Source organism: Salegentibacter sp. Hel_I_6 (assembly GCF_000745315.1).
Lineage (GTDB): Bacteria > Bacteroidota > Bacteroidia > Flavobacteriales > Flavobacteriaceae > Salegentibacter.
In genome coordinates this window covers 3,739,072-3,756,969 of sequence record NZ_JQNQ01000001.1, presented here as the reverse complement: position 1 = coordinate 3,756,969, position 17,898 = coordinate 3,739,072, and the positions used below count along the sequence as shown (strand labels likewise).

The 17,898-nt window shown below is 36.8% G+C and carries 11 protein-coding genes; 7 read left to right on the top strand and 4 right to left on the bottom strand.

The genetic code is table 11. From position 1 onward, the window contains the following. Positions 1-87: 87 nt before the first annotated feature. The 5 genes from proC (at position 88) to FG27_RS16525 (ending at position 7,206) form a co-directional block, all read left to right on the top strand. On the top strand, positions 88-891 hold the full coding sequence (gene proC / locus FG27_RS16545; protein WP_037321081.1) for a pyrroline-5-carboxylate reductase: 804 nt from the start codon (positions 88-90) through the stop codon (positions 889-891). A 40-nt stretch (positions 892-931) separates the two neighbouring features. After that, the gene (gene proB / locus FG27_RS16540) at positions 932-1,702 is read left to right on the top strand and encodes a glutamate 5-kinase (RefSeq protein WP_037321078.1); all 771 of its coding nucleotides are present in this window, start codon (positions 932-934) and stop codon (positions 1,700-1,702) included. Between the two features lie 78 nt (positions 1,703-1,780). Next, on the top strand, positions 1,781-2,980 hold the full coding sequence (locus tag FG27_RS16535) for a glutamate-5-semialdehyde dehydrogenase (protein ID WP_037321076.1): 1,200 nt from the start codon (positions 1,781-1,783) through the stop codon (positions 2,978-2,980). Between the two features lie 246 nt (positions 2,981-3,226). Next, positions 3,227-5,092, top strand: a complete 1,866-nt coding sequence (locus tag FG27_RS16530; protein ID WP_037321074.1) for a peptidase M61 — start codon at positions 3,227-3,229, stop codon at positions 5,090-5,092. A gap of 110 nt (positions 5,093-5,202) precedes the next feature. Further along, on the top strand, positions 5,203-7,206 hold the full coding sequence (locus FG27_RS16525; protein ID WP_037321072.1) for a cation:proton antiporter: 2,004 nt from the start codon (positions 5,203-5,205) through the stop codon (positions 7,204-7,206). A gap of 14 nt (positions 7,207-7,220) precedes the next feature. Here FG27_RS16525 and FG27_RS16520 read toward each other — a convergent pair whose 3' ends face one another. Then, entirely contained in the window at positions 7,221-9,452 is a 2,232-nt protein-coding gene (locus FG27_RS16520) for a bifunctional SulP family inorganic anion transporter/carbonic anhydrase (protein WP_051935907.1), read from the bottom strand. Between the two features lie 189 nt (positions 9,453-9,641). Between FG27_RS16520 and FG27_RS16515 the strand changes: the two genes are divergently transcribed. Both FG27_RS16515 and FG27_RS16510 read left to right on the top strand, forming a co-directional pair. Continuing rightward, positions 9,642-11,312: an AarF/ABC1/UbiB kinase family protein gene (locus FG27_RS16515; protein ID WP_037321070.1), complete on the top strand. Its 1,671-nt coding sequence runs from the start codon at positions 9,642-9,644 to the stop codon at positions 11,310-11,312. Between the two features lie 57 nt (positions 11,313-11,369). Next, positions 11,370-12,854 carry a S10 family peptidase gene (locus FG27_RS16510; protein ID WP_037321067.1) on the top strand — a complete coding sequence of 495 codons (1,485 nt, stop codon included), beginning with the start codon at positions 11,370-11,372 and terminating at the stop codon, positions 12,852-12,854. Positions 12,855-12,995: 141 nt separating this feature from the next. Here the strand turns inward: FG27_RS16510 and thrC are convergent, their stop codons facing one another. The 3 genes from thrC to thrA all read right to left on the bottom strand — a co-directional run bounded on the left by thrC (position 12,996) and on the right by thrA (position 17,757). Beyond that, complete coding sequence (gene thrC, locus FG27_RS16505) at positions 12,996-14,291, bottom strand: threonine synthase (protein ID WP_037321065.1); 1,296 nt, start codon at positions 14,289-14,291, stop codon at positions 12,996-12,998. A gap of 91 nt (positions 14,292-14,382) precedes the next feature. Beyond that, positions 14,383-15,306, bottom strand: a complete 924-nt coding sequence (locus FG27_RS16500) for a homoserine kinase (protein WP_037321063.1) — start codon at positions 15,304-15,306, stop codon at positions 14,383-14,385. A 3-nt stretch (positions 15,307-15,309) separates the two neighbouring features. Further along, positions 15,310-17,757 carry a bifunctional aspartate kinase/homoserine dehydrogenase I gene (gene thrA, locus FG27_RS16495; RefSeq protein WP_037321061.1) on the bottom strand — a complete coding sequence of 816 codons (2,448 nt, stop codon included), beginning with the start codon at positions 17,755-17,757 and terminating at the stop codon, positions 15,310-15,312. Positions 17,758-17,898 lie beyond the last annotated feature (141 nt).

The following is a 17,898-nucleotide window of genomic DNA, read 5'->3' as shown; positions in this document are numbered from 1 at the left end:
TAAAAAACATTGCATGGTCTTTGTTCTTTATAAATCGGATTTGAATATCCAAGAGTCGAAAAAAATTAATTAACCAAAAAATATAGAATGAAAGTATTAGTTATTGGAGCAGGAAATATGGGACTAACCTACGCTGAAGGAATGGCGAAGTCTAGTCTGCTTAATCATCGAAACCTTATGATTTTCGATAAATCTGCCGAGGTTATTACCACCCTTAGTAAGATAGATCATTTTGATGTTTATGATGATATAGAAGAATGTCTTCCAAAAGCAGACATCGTATTTATTGCTGTAAAACCATATCACTGTGATTCTTTATTTGAAGAAATCAGACCTCTTGTAAACGATCAGCAAATTTTTGTTTCGTTAATGGCTGGAGTGACCATAGATAAAATACAAGAAGGCCTGGACGTTAAAAAAGTTGTTCGTTCAATGCCAAATCTTCCAGCACAGGTTGGAAAAGGAGTTACTTCATTTACAGAAGCTGAAGAAGTTTCCAGAGTTGAACTTCTTATGGTTAGAAATTTATTAGATACCACAGGTGCTTCTATTCATGTAGAGACTGAGAAATTTATAGATGCTTCTACAGGAATTTCAGGAAGCGGACCTGCATATGTATTCTACTTTATGAATTCAATGCTAGAAGCCGCTCTAAAAATGGGCTTCTCTAAAAATGATTCAAAAGTATTGGTAAGTCAAACATTTGAAGGTGCTGTAAAACTTTTTAATGAATCAGATCTTTCTCCAAGTACCTGGATGGAGCGTGTTGCTTCAAAAGGAGGAACTACCCGAGCCGCATTAGATTCTATGGACGATAATAACGTAGAAGAGCTAATTAAAGATGCAGCCTATGCAGCCTTTGATAGAGCGGTAGAACTGGGAAAAGAGTAATCTAAAATTAATAAAGGAAGTTTAAATATAACTTTATAAAATGGAAAAAAAGAGAATTGTAGTTAAGGTCGGAACCAATGTAATGACCAATAAAGATAATAGGATTTTAGGTCCAGTATTAAAACATCTTGTAGAGCAAATAGCTACACTATATGAAGAAGACGTTATGGTAGTACTCGTTTCTTCAGGATCGGCAATCGCCGGTAAAGAAGTGCTTGGAGATGTTAACATTGAAGATGCTTCTAAAAGAAGACAGGTCTTTTCTGCCGTAGGACAACCGCGAATGATGCGTCACTATTATAGTATTTTCCACGATTTTGGAATGCGTTGCGCACAGGTTTTGGCGACCAAAAGAGATTTTAGCCCTGGAATTCACCGTGAAAATATGATTAACTGCTACGAATCTTTATTAGCTGAGGGAATTATCCCAATTGCAAATGAAGATGATGCAGTATCTGTAACAATGTCTATGTTCTCTGATAATGATGAACTGGCCAGTCTTGTTGCTGAACTAATTCAGGCAGATTCTTTAATTATTCTAAGTGATACCGATGGTCTATACACCGGTCACCCGGAAGACGACGAATCTGAAAAACTGAATAAAGTAACCGTTGATGAAAATGTCGAAAAATATGTTCAGGAATCTGGAAAAGGCGAAGGTGAAGGTCGCGGCGGTATGGAGTCTAAAATAAAGATTGCCAAGGGAACTGCTGCAAAAAACATTACCACTTACATTGCAAACGGTAAACAAAAGAATGTGATTTTGGACATTGTTGCTGGTAAACCAGTAGGTACCAAATTCACCGCTTAAACTTATTTATCTGGTTTTAAAAGCTTGCTAAATGAGTTAAAATATGAAGTTTAATCAAACTAAAAATATAATCAAGTAATGAAATTATTAGATTCTAAAACTAAAAATAACGTGTTGCAATCCATGATAAATATTCTGGATAAAAGACGTGAAGAAATAGTAGCTGCAAATAAAAAAGATCTCGACGCTTTCGGTGATGGAGATCAGGCTATGTACGATAGATTGGTAGTTAATAACGCCAAGGTAGATGATATGATGCGTTCTGTAAAAGAGGTAATGGATCAGGAAGATCCTGTTGGCCAGGTTATAGAGCATAGAAAATTAGATACCGGTTTAGATATTACCAATAAAACAGCTCCATTTGGAACGATCATGATTATTTATGAGTCTCGTCCCGATGTAACAATAGAAGCTGCGGTACTTGCTTTTAAAGCAAATAACAAGATCTATTTAAAAGGTGGAAAAGAAGCAAATCATTCTAACAGGATTCTGGAAGAATGCTGGCATGAAGCTCTTAAAGAAAATAATCTTGAGAAAGACTGGATCGAGCTGTTACAAATGAACAGAACTGAAACCCAGGATTTCCTTAAAAATCCGCCACAGCATATTGATTTAATAGTGCCAAGAGGTGGAGAAAAACTTATCGCTTTTGTAAAAGAACATTCTACCGGTGCGGTATTAGTTAGCGGTCGCGGAAACAATTTCCTTTATGTTTCTAAAAACGCCGATTTTGACACTGCTAAAAAAGTAATGCTGAATGCCAAAGTAGATAAGATTTCAGGATGTAATGCTTTAGATAAAGTATTGATAGACAAAAACCTGCCGGACTATGAAAAAAGAGTCAAAGAGCTTTATGATATGTTCACTGAGAATAAAGTACATATCCAGGTAGATGAGGATATTGCTAAAATTCTTCCGAACGAGGAAAAAATACCATCAGAAGATACCTGGTATGAAGAATTTCTTGCGATGAGAATTGTATTTGGTGCTATAGATGGCAACGATGCCGCAATGGATAAGATCAACAAATATTCAGGTGGGCACTCTGCCGTGATTATAACAAAAGATAAAGAAGAAGCTGCTAACTTTATGGAGCAGGTAGATAGCGCCGCTGTTTACCATAATGCTTCTACCCGTTTCACTGATGGTGGTCAAATGGGAGTTGGAGCCGAACTAGCAATTAGCACCGATAAACTTCATCACCGTGGACCACTTGGTTTAAAACAATTGGTTACTAATAAATACTATGTATTAGGTGAAGGTCATATTAGAGAATAACCCATTTTCTATTTGAAAAATAAAAAACCGCTGATGATCGTCAGCGGTTTTTTTATGCTGTATTTTGTGAGTATAAGGTAGAATTCAGGAAAACAGTTGTTCTAAATTATTATAATTGGACCTTCTAAATTCACTTTATTAAAATTTTTCATCTATAAATGTAACTTTTACCCATTTTTATAGTCTAAATAGTAAACTATCTAAAAGCATTTAAATCTCGATCATCGAGAAAAGAAACGTTTATCAATGAAAAAAATACTTTATACGCTTGCCCTGGCCAGTGCAATGTACAGCTGTAAGACTACCCAAACTTCAAATAGTAATCAACCGGTAATAGCCCAAATTAATCTTGTAGATGTAAACGACGATAAAGTTTTAGTAAATATTGATCCAGACAGGTTTACTACCGAAAGTACTACTTTCTTTATTCCTAAAACCGTGCCTGGCACCTACTCTACCGATAATTATAGTCAATTTATCGAAAATTTTAAAGCGATAGATTATGATGGAAATGAATTACAATTTGAAAAAAATGACGATAATTCCTGGAGTATTCCTAATGCTAAGAATTTAGATAAGGTAAGCTACCTTGTAAATGATACTTATGATATTGAAGGCGAAGAAGGTGTCTTCTCTCCTTCGGGAACTAACATTGAAGCTGGGGAAAACTTTATGCTAAACCTTCACGGTTTTGTAGGTTATTTTGAAAATGAAGAAGAAGAACCTTACAGGCTCGAAATTAAAAGACCACAAGGTCTAATTCCGGGGACTGCGCTAAGCAAAACAGTTGCAGCTTCAGAGAATATGGAGTACAAAGAAGATATCTATTCTCTAGGGCGATATTTTGAAGTTATTGACAATCCCATTATGTACGCCAAACCAGATACTACGAGCTTTATGGTAGAAGGCATGGAGGTGCTTATCAATGTGTATTCCCCTAATGATGTTTATACTTCAGAAAGTATAAAACCGGGAATTGAGGAAATGATAAGCGCTCAAAAACGTTTCCTGGGTGAGGTAGATAATACTGGTAAATATGCCATTCTCTTATATCTTTCAGATGCTGAAAAACAAGATGCCCGTGGTTTTGGGGCCTTAGAGCACCACACCTCTACCGTGGTTGTACTACCGGAATCCATGCAACCGGAGCAGTTACAGAAAACAATGACCGATGTGGTTTCTCACGAATTTTTCCACATTCTTACTCCATTAAATGTTCATTCAGAAGAAGTTCATTATTTTGATTATAACGATCCTAAAATGTCGCGTCATTTATGGATGTATGAAGGCGTTACCGAATATTTTGCTAATTTATTCCAAATTAACCAGGAGCTTATAGAGAAGCAGGATTTCTATGATAGGATTTCAAATAAAATAAAAACTTCACAGCAGTTTGATGATACCATGGCTTTCACAGAAATGAGTCAGAATATCCTTAAAGATCCATACAAAGATTCATACTATAATGTTTACCAGAAAGGAGCACTTATCGGGATGGCGTTAGATATTAGGCTAAGAGAGTTAAGTGATGGTAAAATGGGTATTCTTAATCTCATGAAGGCGCTTAGCGATAAATACGGAATGGACAAGCCATTTAAAGATGAAGATTTATTTAACGATATCGTGAACTTAACTTATCCTGAAATTAGAACTTTTTTAGAAACTTATATTAGCGGTTCTACTCCAATTCCTTATAATGATTTTTTTGCAAAAGTAGGTCTTGAAGAGTCCGAAGCTGAAATCAATACAGGCTATTTTATCAAAGGGCAAACCCCTTATATAGATGGAGATCCTGCCACTCAAGAATTATTTTTTAGAGAAAATATTCAATTTAATTCTTTTCTAAAGGATCTTGGCGTAAAAGGTGGTGATATCATTAAAGCTGTAAATGGCGAAGAATATAATATTCAAAATGTTTACAATTTAATTATGAAGGCCGAATCCTGGGAAGAAGGAGAAGAAGTTGCTTTTGTTATAGAACGGGACGATAAAGAGCTTGAGCTTACAGCAACTACTGCCCAGCCTACAGATACTGAAATGAATATCACTGAAAAAGACCTACCTGAAAACAGTGAAGAAGTCAAACTTAGAAATGCTTGGTTAAAAGGTTAATAGATTTTAATTCAAGTATGTTAGGCGGCGGGAATTCCCGCCGCTTTTTATTTCCATAATCGGGTAATAACCGCTAAATTAGGGCGGCCAACCAACCTGAAAATTCATTTATGGAAATTCCTATTTTACAGGATATTGTTATTATTCTGGGACTCTCAATCTTGATTATTCTTTTATTTCAAAAGATAAAAGTTCCTTCTATTTTAGGTTTCCTGCTTGCGGGTATAATCGCAGGTCCCTACGCGTTTAATCTTATTAGTTCTTCACACGAGGTAGAATTACTTTCAGAAATTGGAATTATTTTTCTTCTATTCGTTATTGGAATTGAACTTTCAATAAAAGAACTTATTTCTATGAAAAATACCGTCTTAATTGGCGGTGGTCTCCAGGTTGGTGGTACTATTCTATTTACTACTATAGTTGCTTATTTTTTTGGGCTACCTTTAAATTCGGCTATATTCCTGGGTTTTCTCTTCTCTTTAAGTAGTACAGCAATTGTTTTAAAACTTATACAGGAACGTGGCGAAATTACCGCCCCACATGGCAGGGTCGCTTTGGGAATTCTTATTTTCCAGGATATAATAGTAGTGCCTATGATGCTGCTTACCCCTATTTTAGCAGGTGACGGTGGTGATCTTCTAACTACCCTACTTTTTCTTATTCTTAAAATAGTGGGTGTAGGTGTAGTGATCTATTTACTGGCGCGATATGTTGTACCCCGCATCTTTAGTATGGTAGTAAAAACTAAAAGTAAAGAGCTTTTTATATTAACTACTGTTGTTTTTTGTTTTGCCATTGCCTGGCTTACTTCTTCGGTTGGATTATCATTGGCACTGGGAGCATTTTTCGCCGGACTTATTATCTCTGAATCGGAATATAGCCACCAGGCTACAGTAAATGTATTGCCGTTTCGTGAGATCTTTATCAGTTTCTTTTTTATCTCAGTAGGGACACTTCTGAATCTACAATTTTTTATCAATAACTTTTTAGTGATCCTGGCACTGGTGTTTGGCGTGGTTTTACTAAAAATGCTAGTCGTTGGGGGAACCGTTTTACTGCTTAAATATCCACCAAGAACAATCTTTTTAAGTTTATTCAGCTTATTCCAGGTAGGTGAATTTTCGCTGTTACTTTCTGGTGTAGGCAGGGATAATAATATTATTCCAGATAGTATTTACCAGTATTTCCTGGCAATTTCTATTATCACCATGGGTTTAACGCCTTTTCTTATTGCTGCGGCTCCAAAAATCACTTATTCCATTTTAAAGGCAAGAATACCGTCATCGGTAAGACATAGGCTGGAAAGTTTTAACAAACAAAAATCTTCTGAAGATCCTGAAGAACCAAAAAATTTAGAAGACCATCTTATAATTATTGGCTACGGTATTAACGGGGAAAATATCGCAAAAGCGGCCCGAAACGCCGAAATACCTTATGTAATTGTAGATACCGATCCTGTAACTTTTAGAAAAGCCAAAAATAATAATGAACCCATTATTTTTGGAGATGCTACTAACTCACTTATTCTAAAACATTTGCACGTTCAGGATTCTCGTGTAGTGGTAATCGCAATTTCAGATCCCGGGGCTACAAAGAAGATAATTAGTAACGTGCGTTTGTATTCTAAAACAGCCTTTATTATTGTAAGAACTCGCTATGTAAGAGAAATTGAAGAAAATATAAAACTGGGAGCCGATGAAGTTATCCCCGAAGAGTTTGAAACTTCTATCGAGATCTTTAATCGTGTGCTTAAAAAATACCTGGTGCCCTATAACGAAATAATGGATTTTACTGCGAGTATTCGTTCCTCAGATTATGAAATGTTAACCTCAGTGAAAGGGAGACCTCACAAACCGTCGCTTCAACATTTACATATTCCAAATCGGGAAATTGTGACTTTGAGTGTTCAGCAAAACAATAGGGATATTGTGGGAAAAAGTATCCAGAATTCAGGAATTGGTAAGAATTACCGGGTTACTGTTTTGGCGATAAAAAGAGACACCCAATACATTACTGAAATCCTTCCTGATACCAAGATAAAACAAGGAGATTTGTTATATATTTTTGGAAACCCCATTAATATAAACAGACTAAATGAAGCGCTTTCATATTAAGCAATTGTGACTGGCTAGTATAAATCAGAAAATTCGATTCTTCCATTTTCACGATTAAAAAATGCAGTAGCTACTCCTATTCTACCCTTTGCAATATGTTGATCAAGATATTCAGATTCTTTTAAAATGCGCTTTTGGGATTCTTTGAGACTCCATCGGGTCAAAAGATCGGCATAAATATGCATATCTTTCTCTTCAAATTCAGATGGAATTTGTTTTGCTTTTAAAGCTTCAGCAATCAGAGAATCTGGATGCCTATATCCATTTTCCTTAAACTCCTTTAAAGCGTCCAAATAAACTCTATTCGAAGAATTCCCCATAAGCAATATAAAACGTGCACCCTGCTGTTTACAAGCTATTTCTATACTTTTAATAATATGAGTATCTACAAGATTTCCAGCGGCTCTTATTGGAATTAAATCGCCAATCCCTGTATTCATCATAACATTTAAAGGCTCCCGTAGATCTATACAATTAACCACGGCAGCCAGGGGAGGCGAATTAATAAAGTCCATCAGGTCTTTATTTCTTAGCCTTCTGGAGACCAATTTCCCATCTACATATCGGGCGTTCCCATCTTTTAAATATTCAAGTATTTCCCCTGGGGTAGATTTTTCCTTAGACTCTTCAATATCCTCACGCACAAAATCTAATTCCTTTCCTGCAGAATACTTGTCTTTAAGCCCAATAATACTCACATTAATATTATTCTCTTCTGCAAAAGTGGTTTTAAAATCTTCAAAGATCTCTAAAATATCGTGATCTATGTAGCTGGCAAAGGTAGCATCTATAATCACATTAGAATTTTGCGGAACGCTCCAAAGACTGTTTTTAATAGAAGCTTTATTAAAAAATGAAACTTCGTTAGAAAGCTCGAGACGAATGGTTTCTCCCTTAAAAATTTTAGTGTTTTCAATAAAAAAGGCATTATGATAATTACTGCGCAGTAAAAAGAAAATACTTACTAAGGAGCCTATAAAAATTCCAATCAATAAATCGGTTAAAATAATGGCTATCACAGTAACTACAAAAGGAATAAACTGGTTCCAACCCTTTTTATACATCGTGCTAATAACATCCCAGGAGGCCAGCTTATAACCTACAACCAATAAAATTACCGCTAAACTGGAAAGTGGAATAAGGTTCAAAATGGTACTTAGAAACAAAACGCTTAAAAGCAGAAAAATACCGTGTAAAATTGCTGAAAGTTTTGTCTCAGCTCCCGCATTTATATTAACCGAACTTCTTACAATTACTGAAGTTAAAGGAATACCACCCACAAGACCTGCCAGGGTATTTCCTACTCCCTGGGCTACCAATTCACGGTTTGGTGGGGTTTTTCGTTTATGCGGATCAATATCATCTGCAGCTTCTATAGCCAACAAACTCGCAATAGAGGCAATAAGGGTTATAGTAATTGCCACGCCCCAAACTTCAGGATTGGTAATGGCAGAAAAATCTGGAAAAGTAACCAGTTCACTCACCTTATCTATCTTCGGAATATTAACCAAATGCGCCTGACCTAAATGAAGCACAGGAGCGATATATTTAAAAAGAAGATTTATAAAAACTCCTAGAATAACAACAATTAAAGAGGGCGGTAAAAGCTTAAAGTTTTTAAGCGGACTTTTCTCCCAAAAGATTATTATAGTCAGCGAAATTGCTGATAAAACCACCGCCCCGGGATGTAGCGAATAGAAAAAACCACTAAACATTCCTGATGCCTGCTCCAACAAATTACCACTAGTTGTAAAATAACCAGCAGGATTTTCTTCAAACCCAACCGCGTAGGGTAATTGTGCAATTATGAGAATAATTCCAATTGCTGCCAATAAACCTTTTATAATATTTGAAGGCATATAATCGGCAATAAGCCCGGCTTTTAGAATTCCAAGGATAAACTGAAAAATTCCACCTAAAACCACTGCCAATAGAAAAACATCAAAACTTCCCAGGGAGGCTATTGAGGCTAAAACCACCGCAGTTAAACTGGCAGCAGGTCCGCTTACACTTACTGAAGAATGGCTAACACTCCCTATTACAATTCCACCAATAATTCCGGAAATAAGACCAGAAACCAAGGGCGCACCACTAGCAAGGGCTATCCCTAGGCACAAGGGTAATGCTACCAGGAAAACAACAATACTGGCGGGAATATCCTTATCCATTCTGGAGAATAAGGGCTTACGCAAGGTAGATTGATCTACTTTTTCTTTTAGACTGCTAAAATTGTTATTCTTACCCACTAATTATTTTGAGATTAAAATTATTGGTTTAAAATAGAAAAATTACGAGGTTAAAACCTAATTTCTATAAAACATTCAAAAGATTTCTTAAATAATACGAAAAATAGATCGGTCTAATCTACTCTTATTGGTGTTATAATTATAATTAGATATCTTTAAAAATTAAACAACCTAACAACCAATTAACTTATGTCTGTACTTCCCGACAATCTTTTGCGTTACCAGAAATTTATAGGTTTTATGCTAAAATACTGGAATAGCGATTTGTTTGCCAACACCGCTTCCCAGGCGATGGACGAAACTTCAGATAAAGATAATGCTCAGGATGCTTACGATCAAACTCCCGATGAACTGGTTGAAGACCTTAAAAATATGGGGCCTACCTATATTAAAATGGGGCAGTTACTCTCAACAAGACCAGATCTCCTACCAGATGCTTACCTCAAGGCTTTGGCCACTCTGCAAGACGATGTGCCGGCGATTCCCTACGAGGAAGTACACAGAATTGTGGAAGAGGAAATAGGAACCAGGATTTCAAAAGCTTTTGAAAGTTTTGATAAAGAGCCCCTGGCCAGTGCTTCTATTGGGCAGGTACATAAAGCTACCCTGCGATCGGGAAAACCGGTGGCGGTGAAAATTCAAAGACCGGGAATTAAAAAACAATTTCTTTCAGATTTAGATACATTAAAAGAACTGGCAGAGTTGGCGGTTAAACATAGTGTTACCGCCCAAAAATATGCTTTCGACGATGTTTTAGCAGAATTAAGACGTATTTTGTTACAGGAACTGGATTACCATAAGGAAGCTCAAAATTTAATCACCCTCGGGAAAAACTTAAAAGACTTTAAGGATCTTATTATTCCACAGCCAATTCTGGATTATTCTTCTGGAAAGGTACTTACTATGGAATATATTGAAGGCCGAAAAATCACTTCAATATCACCGCTTAAACAAATTGAAGTAGATTATTCTCCTTTGGTAGACCAGTTGGTAAAGGCCTATTTACAGCAAGTAATTAATGATGGTTTTGTACACGCCGACCCTCATCCCGGGAATATTCAATTTACAAAAAACGATAAAATTGCGCTTATAGATCTTGGAATGGTGGCTAAGTTCTCACCCGGTATCAAGCAATATATTTTAGAACTCTTAATGGCAATTAGCAATAATAATGGCGAAGAAACCGCCCGTGTTTTGCTAAGTATGAGTGAGGTTACTGAGGAAGCTAATCTAAAATTTTTCAAGAAGACTATCAGCGATATTATTATGGATAGTGAGCACAGCACGGCTAAAGATATGCAAACCGGCCGGCTACTTATTCAATTAAATCGACTAGCTGCAGAAAGCGGAATACATCTTCCGGTAGAGGTAAATATTCTTGGTAAGATTCTTCTAAATATGGATCAAATTATTGCCGTTTTAGATCCGGATTTCGATCTTCGGGATGCAATAAAAAGGCATTCCAATAAAATAATGCGCGATAAAATGTATGAAGAACTAAAGCCTGAAAACTTTTTTTCTTCAATACTCGCGTCTAAAAAATTCCTCGAATATTTACCCGATCGCTTAAATACAATTTCAAAAAACCTTTCTGAAAATGAGTTTGAAATTAAAATCAAAGCTTTTGATGAAAAACGTGTTACCGATGGTTTTCAAAAAGTAGCGAACCGCATTACCTTAGGTTTAATTATAGCCGCAATGATTATAGGCGCCTCAATGTTGATGCAGGTGCCTTCAGATTTTACAATTTTAGGCTATCCCGGTCTTGCGATGATATTTTTCCTTCTAGCCGCTGTTGGGGGAATTATTCTTAGTTATATCATTATTTTTAGGGACGAAAATTTAAATAATAAAGATTAACGCGCTTGGGGAATTGTGTATTTCAGTGTATTTTTCAGTTCCAAAAAATCAGATCACATGAAAAATATTTTTACCCCATTATTTTTATTTGTTTTTATAGCCACGGCGTGGAGCCAAAAAGTTGAAATTCCTGTTGATACCACTGTTATCACAAAACATTCGGTAACTATTAATTCAGAAAATATAGATTATACCGCAACCACGGGAATGCAATCTTTATGGAACAACGATGGTGAACCTATTGCCAGTTTATTTTATACGTATTACAAACGTAGTGATGTTAAAAATACAGAAAATCGTCCCCTGGTAATTTCCTTCAATGGTGGTCCCGGTTCGGCTTCCGTATGGATGCATATCGCATATACCGGCCCAAGGGTTCTAAAAATTGACGATGAAGGATTTCCTATTCAGCCTTACGGAATTAAGGAAAATCCGCATTCTATTTTAGATGTAGCTGATATTGTTTATGTAAATCCTGTTAATACAGGTTATTCCCGCCCAATTCCTGATGAAGAAGGAAAAGTAGCCAAAGAAAAATTCTTTGGGGTACAAGCCGATATTAAATATTTAGCCGAATGGTTAAATACTTTTGTAAGCAGAAACGACCGTTGGTTATCGCCTAAATATCTTATTGGTGAAAGCTACGGAACAACTCGTGTTTCAGGACTTGCGTTAGAATTACAAAATAGCCAATGGATGTATCTTAACGGAGTTATCTTAGTTTCTCCTACTGAAATTGGTATTGAACGCGACGGCCCGGTGGGCATTGCTAATAGATTACCTTATTTTGCTGCCGCTGCCTGGTATCACGATGCTTTACCGGCTGAACTTCAAAATAAAGAATTAGAAGTTTTACTGGAAGAAGTTGAAGAGTATACCATTAATGAACTTACGCCGGTTCTTGTAAAAGGAGGTTTTACTGAAATTTCTAAAAAGGAAGCCGCAGCTGAAAAAATGGCTTACTATTCCGGGATTTCTAAGGAAGTGATCCTTCAAAATAATCTTGATGTGGATTATCGTTTTTTCTGGAAAGAATTAAAACGGAAAGAAGGCACCACAATAGGGCGACTGGACTCAAGATATCTTGGTATCGACGCCAAAGAATCTGGAGATTCCCCCGATTACAATGCGGAACTTACTTCCTGGTTGCATTCTTTTACCCCGGCAATTAACCATTATTTACGTAACGACCTTAATTTTAAAACAGATCTTAAGTACTTTATGTTCGGTCCGGTGCATCCATGGGATAGAAGTGGTGATAATACCGGTGAAAATTTAAGACAGGCCATGGCACAAAATCCAAATTTAGACGTGATGATACAATCGGGCTATTTTGATGGTGCAACCACTTATTTCAATGCAAAATACACGATGTGGCAATTAGACCAAAGCGGAAAGTTAAAAGATCGTCTAAGTTTCAAAGGCTACGAAAGCGGCCATATGATGTATCTAAGAGCTGATGACCTTAAAAATGCTAATGAAGATATTAGGGAGTTTATAGAAAATAGTCTGCCTGAAGAAGGTGCTCCTGCTAAGTATTAATTGATAGATGTTTGGGAAGGGTTATCTAAATTTCGTCATTCTGAATTTATTTCAGAATCTGATTTGAAGTAGATATTAGACCCTGAAACGAGTTCAGGGTGACGTTAAAAGAACAATCCTTCCCAAACTTTTATTTCTAAATTACTGCATCAAAAAATCCTTCAATTCAGAATAATCTGAAATTTCGAAGGATTTTTTTTCTTTATCCATCGCATCTCTAATTGAGGCTGGAATTTCTACCTTTTCCCCTATCACCTTCTCTACTGTTTCTAAAAATTTAACCGGATGAGCGGTTTCCAGAAAAGTACCGTAATAATCAGGGTTTTCAGCTAAAAAGTCCTGAAGACCCAAGTATCCAACCGCGCCGTGAGGATCCATAATGTAATTGTGCTTTTTCTTTACTTCTTTTATGGCTTTCCTGGTTTCTTCATCTGAATAACTATAGGAAGATAGTTGTTTTGCTAAGGGTTTAAATTCATTTTGAAAGAGCTCCATAATCCTCACAAAATTACTCGGATTTCCCACGTCCATAGCATTTGAAATAGTTTGCACACTTTTTTTCGGAGTATATTTTTCAGTTTCCAGGTAACGAGTAACTACGTTGTTTTCGTTGTTTGAAGCAATAAAATGATCTATTGGAAGTCCCATCTTTTTTGCGAGCATACCGGCACAAATATTCCCAAAGTTCCCGCTTGGGACTGAGAAAGCAAGTTTTCGTTCTCTTTCAGCTAATTGCTTATAAGCAAAGTAGTAATAAAACATTTGCGGCAACCATCTCGCTACATTAATAGAATTAGCTGAAGTTAATTGTAGTTTTTCGCCAATTTCTACATCAGAAAATGCTTTTTTGACCATATCCTGGCAATCATCAAAATTGCCATTGACTTCAAGGGCCGTAATATTTTGTCCCAAAGTAGTCAGCTGCTTTTCCTGTATTTCACTCACTTTTCCTTTAGGATATAGGATCACCACATCTATGCCCTCTACTCCTAAAAAGCCATTTGCAACAGCACCACCGGTATCTCCCGATGTAGCTACCAATACTGTAATTTTACCCAGGTTTCCTTTTTTTACAAAATGTCCCAGGCAACCCGCCATAAATCCCGCTCCTACATCTTTAAACGCTAATGTTGGACCGTGAAATAACTCTAGCGTTCCAATATTATCTGAAATAGGAACTACCGGAAACTCAAAATCCAGCGTTTTTTTCAGAATTTCCTGGAGGCTGGTTTTATCAATTTCGTCCCCTACAAATTCCTTGATGGCTTCGTAAGCGATTTCTTCGTTTGAATATTTATTCAGATTTTGAAAAAAATCCTGGGAGAGCTTCGGAATTTCTTCAGGAAAGTATAGGGCTTTTCCGGGAGCAAGGCCTCTAACTACCGCATCTTCAAAGGAAACTTTATGATTCTTATCGTTTAAACTAAAATATTTCATCTACTAAATTTAATCCCAAAAAGGGGAGTTCATCACAAACATATAATTATAAGCCTGCTGACAATTATTTGCGTCCAGCATGCTGGTTTCATTAGTTGATTATTTTTATTCCTTCTGAATTTATTTTCGATAAATGCAGGTCGAAATCTATATTTTTATCTTGATAAAATTCCTGGAATTCTGCTTTCACTTTTTCGGCTACAGTATCCCCTTTACACAAAGCAAAAACCGAAGGTCCAGATCCAGAAATCCCGAAACCTAAGGCTCCGTTTGCTGAAGCTAAAGCTTTAAGCTCATCGAAATAAGGAATTAAAATAGAACGCACGGGTTCAATAATTTCATCTTTTAAACTTCTCCCTAAAAGTTCATAATTCTGGGTATAAAGCGCGCTAACCAAAGCTGCCAGATTTCCCCATTGACTAATCGCTTTTTTCAATTCCACATTTTGCCTGATAATTGATCGTGAATCCCGGGTTTTAAGCTCGATTAAAGGATGAAGAATTAACATTCTTAATTCCGGAAGGCTCGGTAAACTAAGTATTTCCAGGGGTTCATAACTCTTTACAAGGCTAAAGTCGCCCAAAAGTGCAGGAGCAACATTATCGGCATGGGCATTGCCGCTGGCAAGCCGCTCGCCTTCCATCGCAAATTTTATTAATTGATTTGCCGAAAAAGGCTCACCAAGTAATTTATTGATTCCAAAAACAGCTCCCGCAGCACTGGCAGCACTGCTTCCAATTCCGCTTCCAGCTTTAATATTTTTTTTAATTTCAATATCAAAACCCTGGTTTTCCCCCAGGGTGGTTAACATCATTTTTGCTGAAACCCCAGCTACATTTTCTTCAATACTCCTTGGTAAATCCTGCCCGGTGATTTTAGTGATTCTAAGCTTGTTTTCGGCATTTTTACTAATTAACATTTCGTCACCTACATTTTCCAGGCAACAACCTAAAACATCAAATCCGCAGGAAAGATTGGCGACTGTGGCCGGGGCAAATAGTTTTATTTTATCCATAGCCTATTTTTTTCCTATTCGTATCACATCGGCGAAAATACCTGAAGCAGTAACTTCGGCTCCCGCACCGGCTCCTTTTACAATTAAAGGTTGTTCGGGATAACGTTCCGTAAAGAACAATACAATGTTATCGCTCCCGCTAAGATTGTAAAATGGATGTTGCGCATCTACCGCCTGCAATCCAACCACAGCTTTTCCATTTTCCAATTGCGCTACGTATTTTAATTGTTTCCCTTCGGCTTCAGCCGATTTATATATCTCCTGGAATTTAGGTTCGTCTTTCTTCAATATTTCAAAAAAGTCTTCATTATTGGTGGTGGCCAAACTTTCTTTTGATAAGAAATCTTCACTTTCAATATCTTCAAGTTCCATTCTATGACCACTTTCCCGGGCTAGGATTAGTATTTTTCGTGCTACGTCTACCCCACTAAGGTCTATTTTTGGATCGGGTTCGGTATAACCTTCTTCCATTGCCATTTCAACGGTTTTATAAAATGGATCTTCTCCTTTATAGGTATTAAATACGAAATTTAGACTCCCCGAGAGTACCGCCTGAATTTTAGTGATTCTATCTCCCGAAGCCACTAAATTCTTAAGGGTATCTATAATTGGTAAACCGGCTCCTACATTGGTTTCATATAAAAATGAAGCCCCATATTCCCTGGCCAGATTTTGCAATTCCTGGTAATTTTCAAAACTATCGGCACATGCAATTTTATTACAGGTGACCACAGAAACCGAGTTCGCAAGATATTCCCTATACCAGGCAGAAATATCGGCACTTGCTGTATTATCAACAAAAATGCTATTTCGCAGGTTGAATGCATCCACCTTTTTAAAAAATTCAGCTTTATCGGCTTTTTCTCCTTTATCCAAAGCTGCTTCCCAGTTTTGAAGATCTATTCCGTTTTCATCAAAAAGCATTTTCCTTGAGTTAGAAAGTCCGTGAACGCGAACTTTCAGTCTTAAATTTTCAAGAAGAAACTTTTCCTGTTTTTTTAATTGATTCAGCAGTTTGCTTCCAACATTCCCAACGCCGGTAATAAAAAGGTTTAGCTCTTTAGAAGGCACTTCAAAAAATTGCTCATGTAAAGTATTGAGCGCTTTCTTCACATCTTTTTTCGCAATCACCGCAGAAATATTCCGCTCTGAAGAACCCTGGGCAATTGCGCGAATATTGATATTGTTATTCCCAAGCGCACTAAACATTTTTCCGCTTAAACCGTGATGACTTTTCATCCTGTCTCCAACGAGGGCCACAATAGCTACATTGTCTTCGATCTCTACAGGTTTGATCTTCTTATACTGAATTTCGACTTCAAAGGCTTCATCTAGCGCTTCTTTAGCCAGTTCAGCTTCATCATCTTTCACAGCGATACAAATACTATGTTCTGAAGAAGCCTGTGTGATTAAAACTACATTGATGTTTTCCTGAAAAAGTACTTCAAAAAATCTTTTGGAAAAACCAGGAATACCCACCATTCCACTGCCTTCAATATTCAGGAGTTTTATAGAATCTATATGAGTAATCCCTGTAACCCAACGAAAATTCTTATCGGAAGATTTTGAAATTAAAGTTCCTTCTTCATCAGGTTTGAAGGTGTTTTTTATAAGTATGCTAATCTGTTTATCTAACAAAGGTTGCAACGTTGGCGGATAAAGCACTTTCGCACCAAAATGCGACAATTCCATTGCTTCCTGGTAAGAAATATCTTTTAGCGGATAAGCGTGGGGTACAATTTGCGGATTTGCAGTGTACATCCCATTCACATCGGTATAAATAAGCACTTCTTTTACATCTAAAGCGGCACCGTATAATGCAGCTGTAAAATCTGAACCACCGCGCCCCAGTGTGCTTGGTACGCCTTGCTCGTTTCGTGAAACAAAACCGGGAGCGATATAAAGACTCGCATCTTTTTCAGCAAAATACTTCTCGATATTTTTATTAGTTAACGGGTAATTCACCTGAACTTTTTCATTGGTATTTTTGCAAACGATAAGTTCGCGAGAATCTACATATTGAGAATTAATACCAAGATTTTTGAAATATTCAGCAATAATTAGGGAAGATAAAACTTCACCAAAACCTGAAACTACGTGGCGGGTTTTGTTAGAAAGCTCGTTAAGTAAATAAACGCCTTCATATAAAGTTTCCAAACGATTAAGTTCAGTTTTTACTTTGCTTAAAATCCCACTTTGAGCGTTCACCGGAATTAATTCCCGAACAGCTTCCAGGTGTCTTTTTTCATTTTTTATAAGAATATCTTTATAAGTAAGATCTTCGCGGGAGGCAAGATCTGCCATTTCCAACAAATCGTTAGTAACACCCCCGAAGGCTGAAAAAACCACCAGGGTTTTGTCTTCTTTTAGATGTTTTTGAACAGTTTTAGCTACGAGTTTTATAAGCTCTGGAGATGCCAAAGAGGTACCTCCGAATTTTAGGACTTTCATAAGTCAATTAATTAAAATTAGAATGATTTTGTTTAAAAAAAAACAGGTGTGTACGCAGGTGCTATGTAGAATTATACCCCAAAAGGGGTAATACGAATAATAGTCATGCCAGAAAAGCGCAAGCCGAGAGTGCTCGTAGAA

What these genes read in the sequence shown, in the direction of transcription:
- proC (WP_037321081.1), top strand. Translation starts at nt 88, where the DNA reads ATGAAAGTATTAGTTATTGGAGCAGGAAATATGGGACTAACCTACGCT.
- proB (WP_037321078.1), top strand. Translation starts at nt 932, where the DNA reads ATGGAAAAAAAGAGAATTGTAGTTAAGGTCGGAACCAATGTAATGACC.
- FG27_RS16535 (WP_037321076.1), top strand. Translation starts at nt 1,781, where the DNA reads ATGAAATTATTAGATTCTAAAACTAAAAATAACGTGTTGCAATCCATG.
- FG27_RS16530 (WP_037321074.1), top strand. Translation starts at nt 3,227, where the DNA reads ATGAAAAAAATACTTTATACGCTTGCCCTGGCCAGTGCAATGTACAGC.
- FG27_RS16525 (WP_037321072.1), top strand. Translation starts at nt 5,203, where the DNA reads ATGGAAATTCCTATTTTACAGGATATTGTTATTATTCTGGGACTCTCA.
- FG27_RS16515 (WP_037321070.1), top strand. Translation starts at nt 9,642, where the DNA reads ATGTCTGTACTTCCCGACAATCTTTTGCGTTACCAGAAATTTATAGGT.
- FG27_RS16510 (WP_037321067.1), top strand. Translation starts at nt 11,370, where the DNA reads ATGAAAAATATTTTTACCCCATTATTTTTATTTGTTTTTATAGCCACG.
- thrC (WP_037321065.1), bottom strand. Translation starts at nt 14,291, where the DNA reads ATGAAATATTTTAGTTTAAACGATAAGAATCATAAAGTTTCCTTTGAA.
- FG27_RS16500 (WP_037321063.1), bottom strand. Translation starts at nt 15,306, where the DNA reads ATGGATAAAATAAAACTATTTGCCCCGGCCACAGTCGCCAATCTTTCC.
- thrA (WP_037321061.1), bottom strand. Translation starts at nt 17,757, where the DNA reads ATGAAAGTCCTAAAATTCGGAGGTACCTCTTTGGCATCTCCAGAGCTT.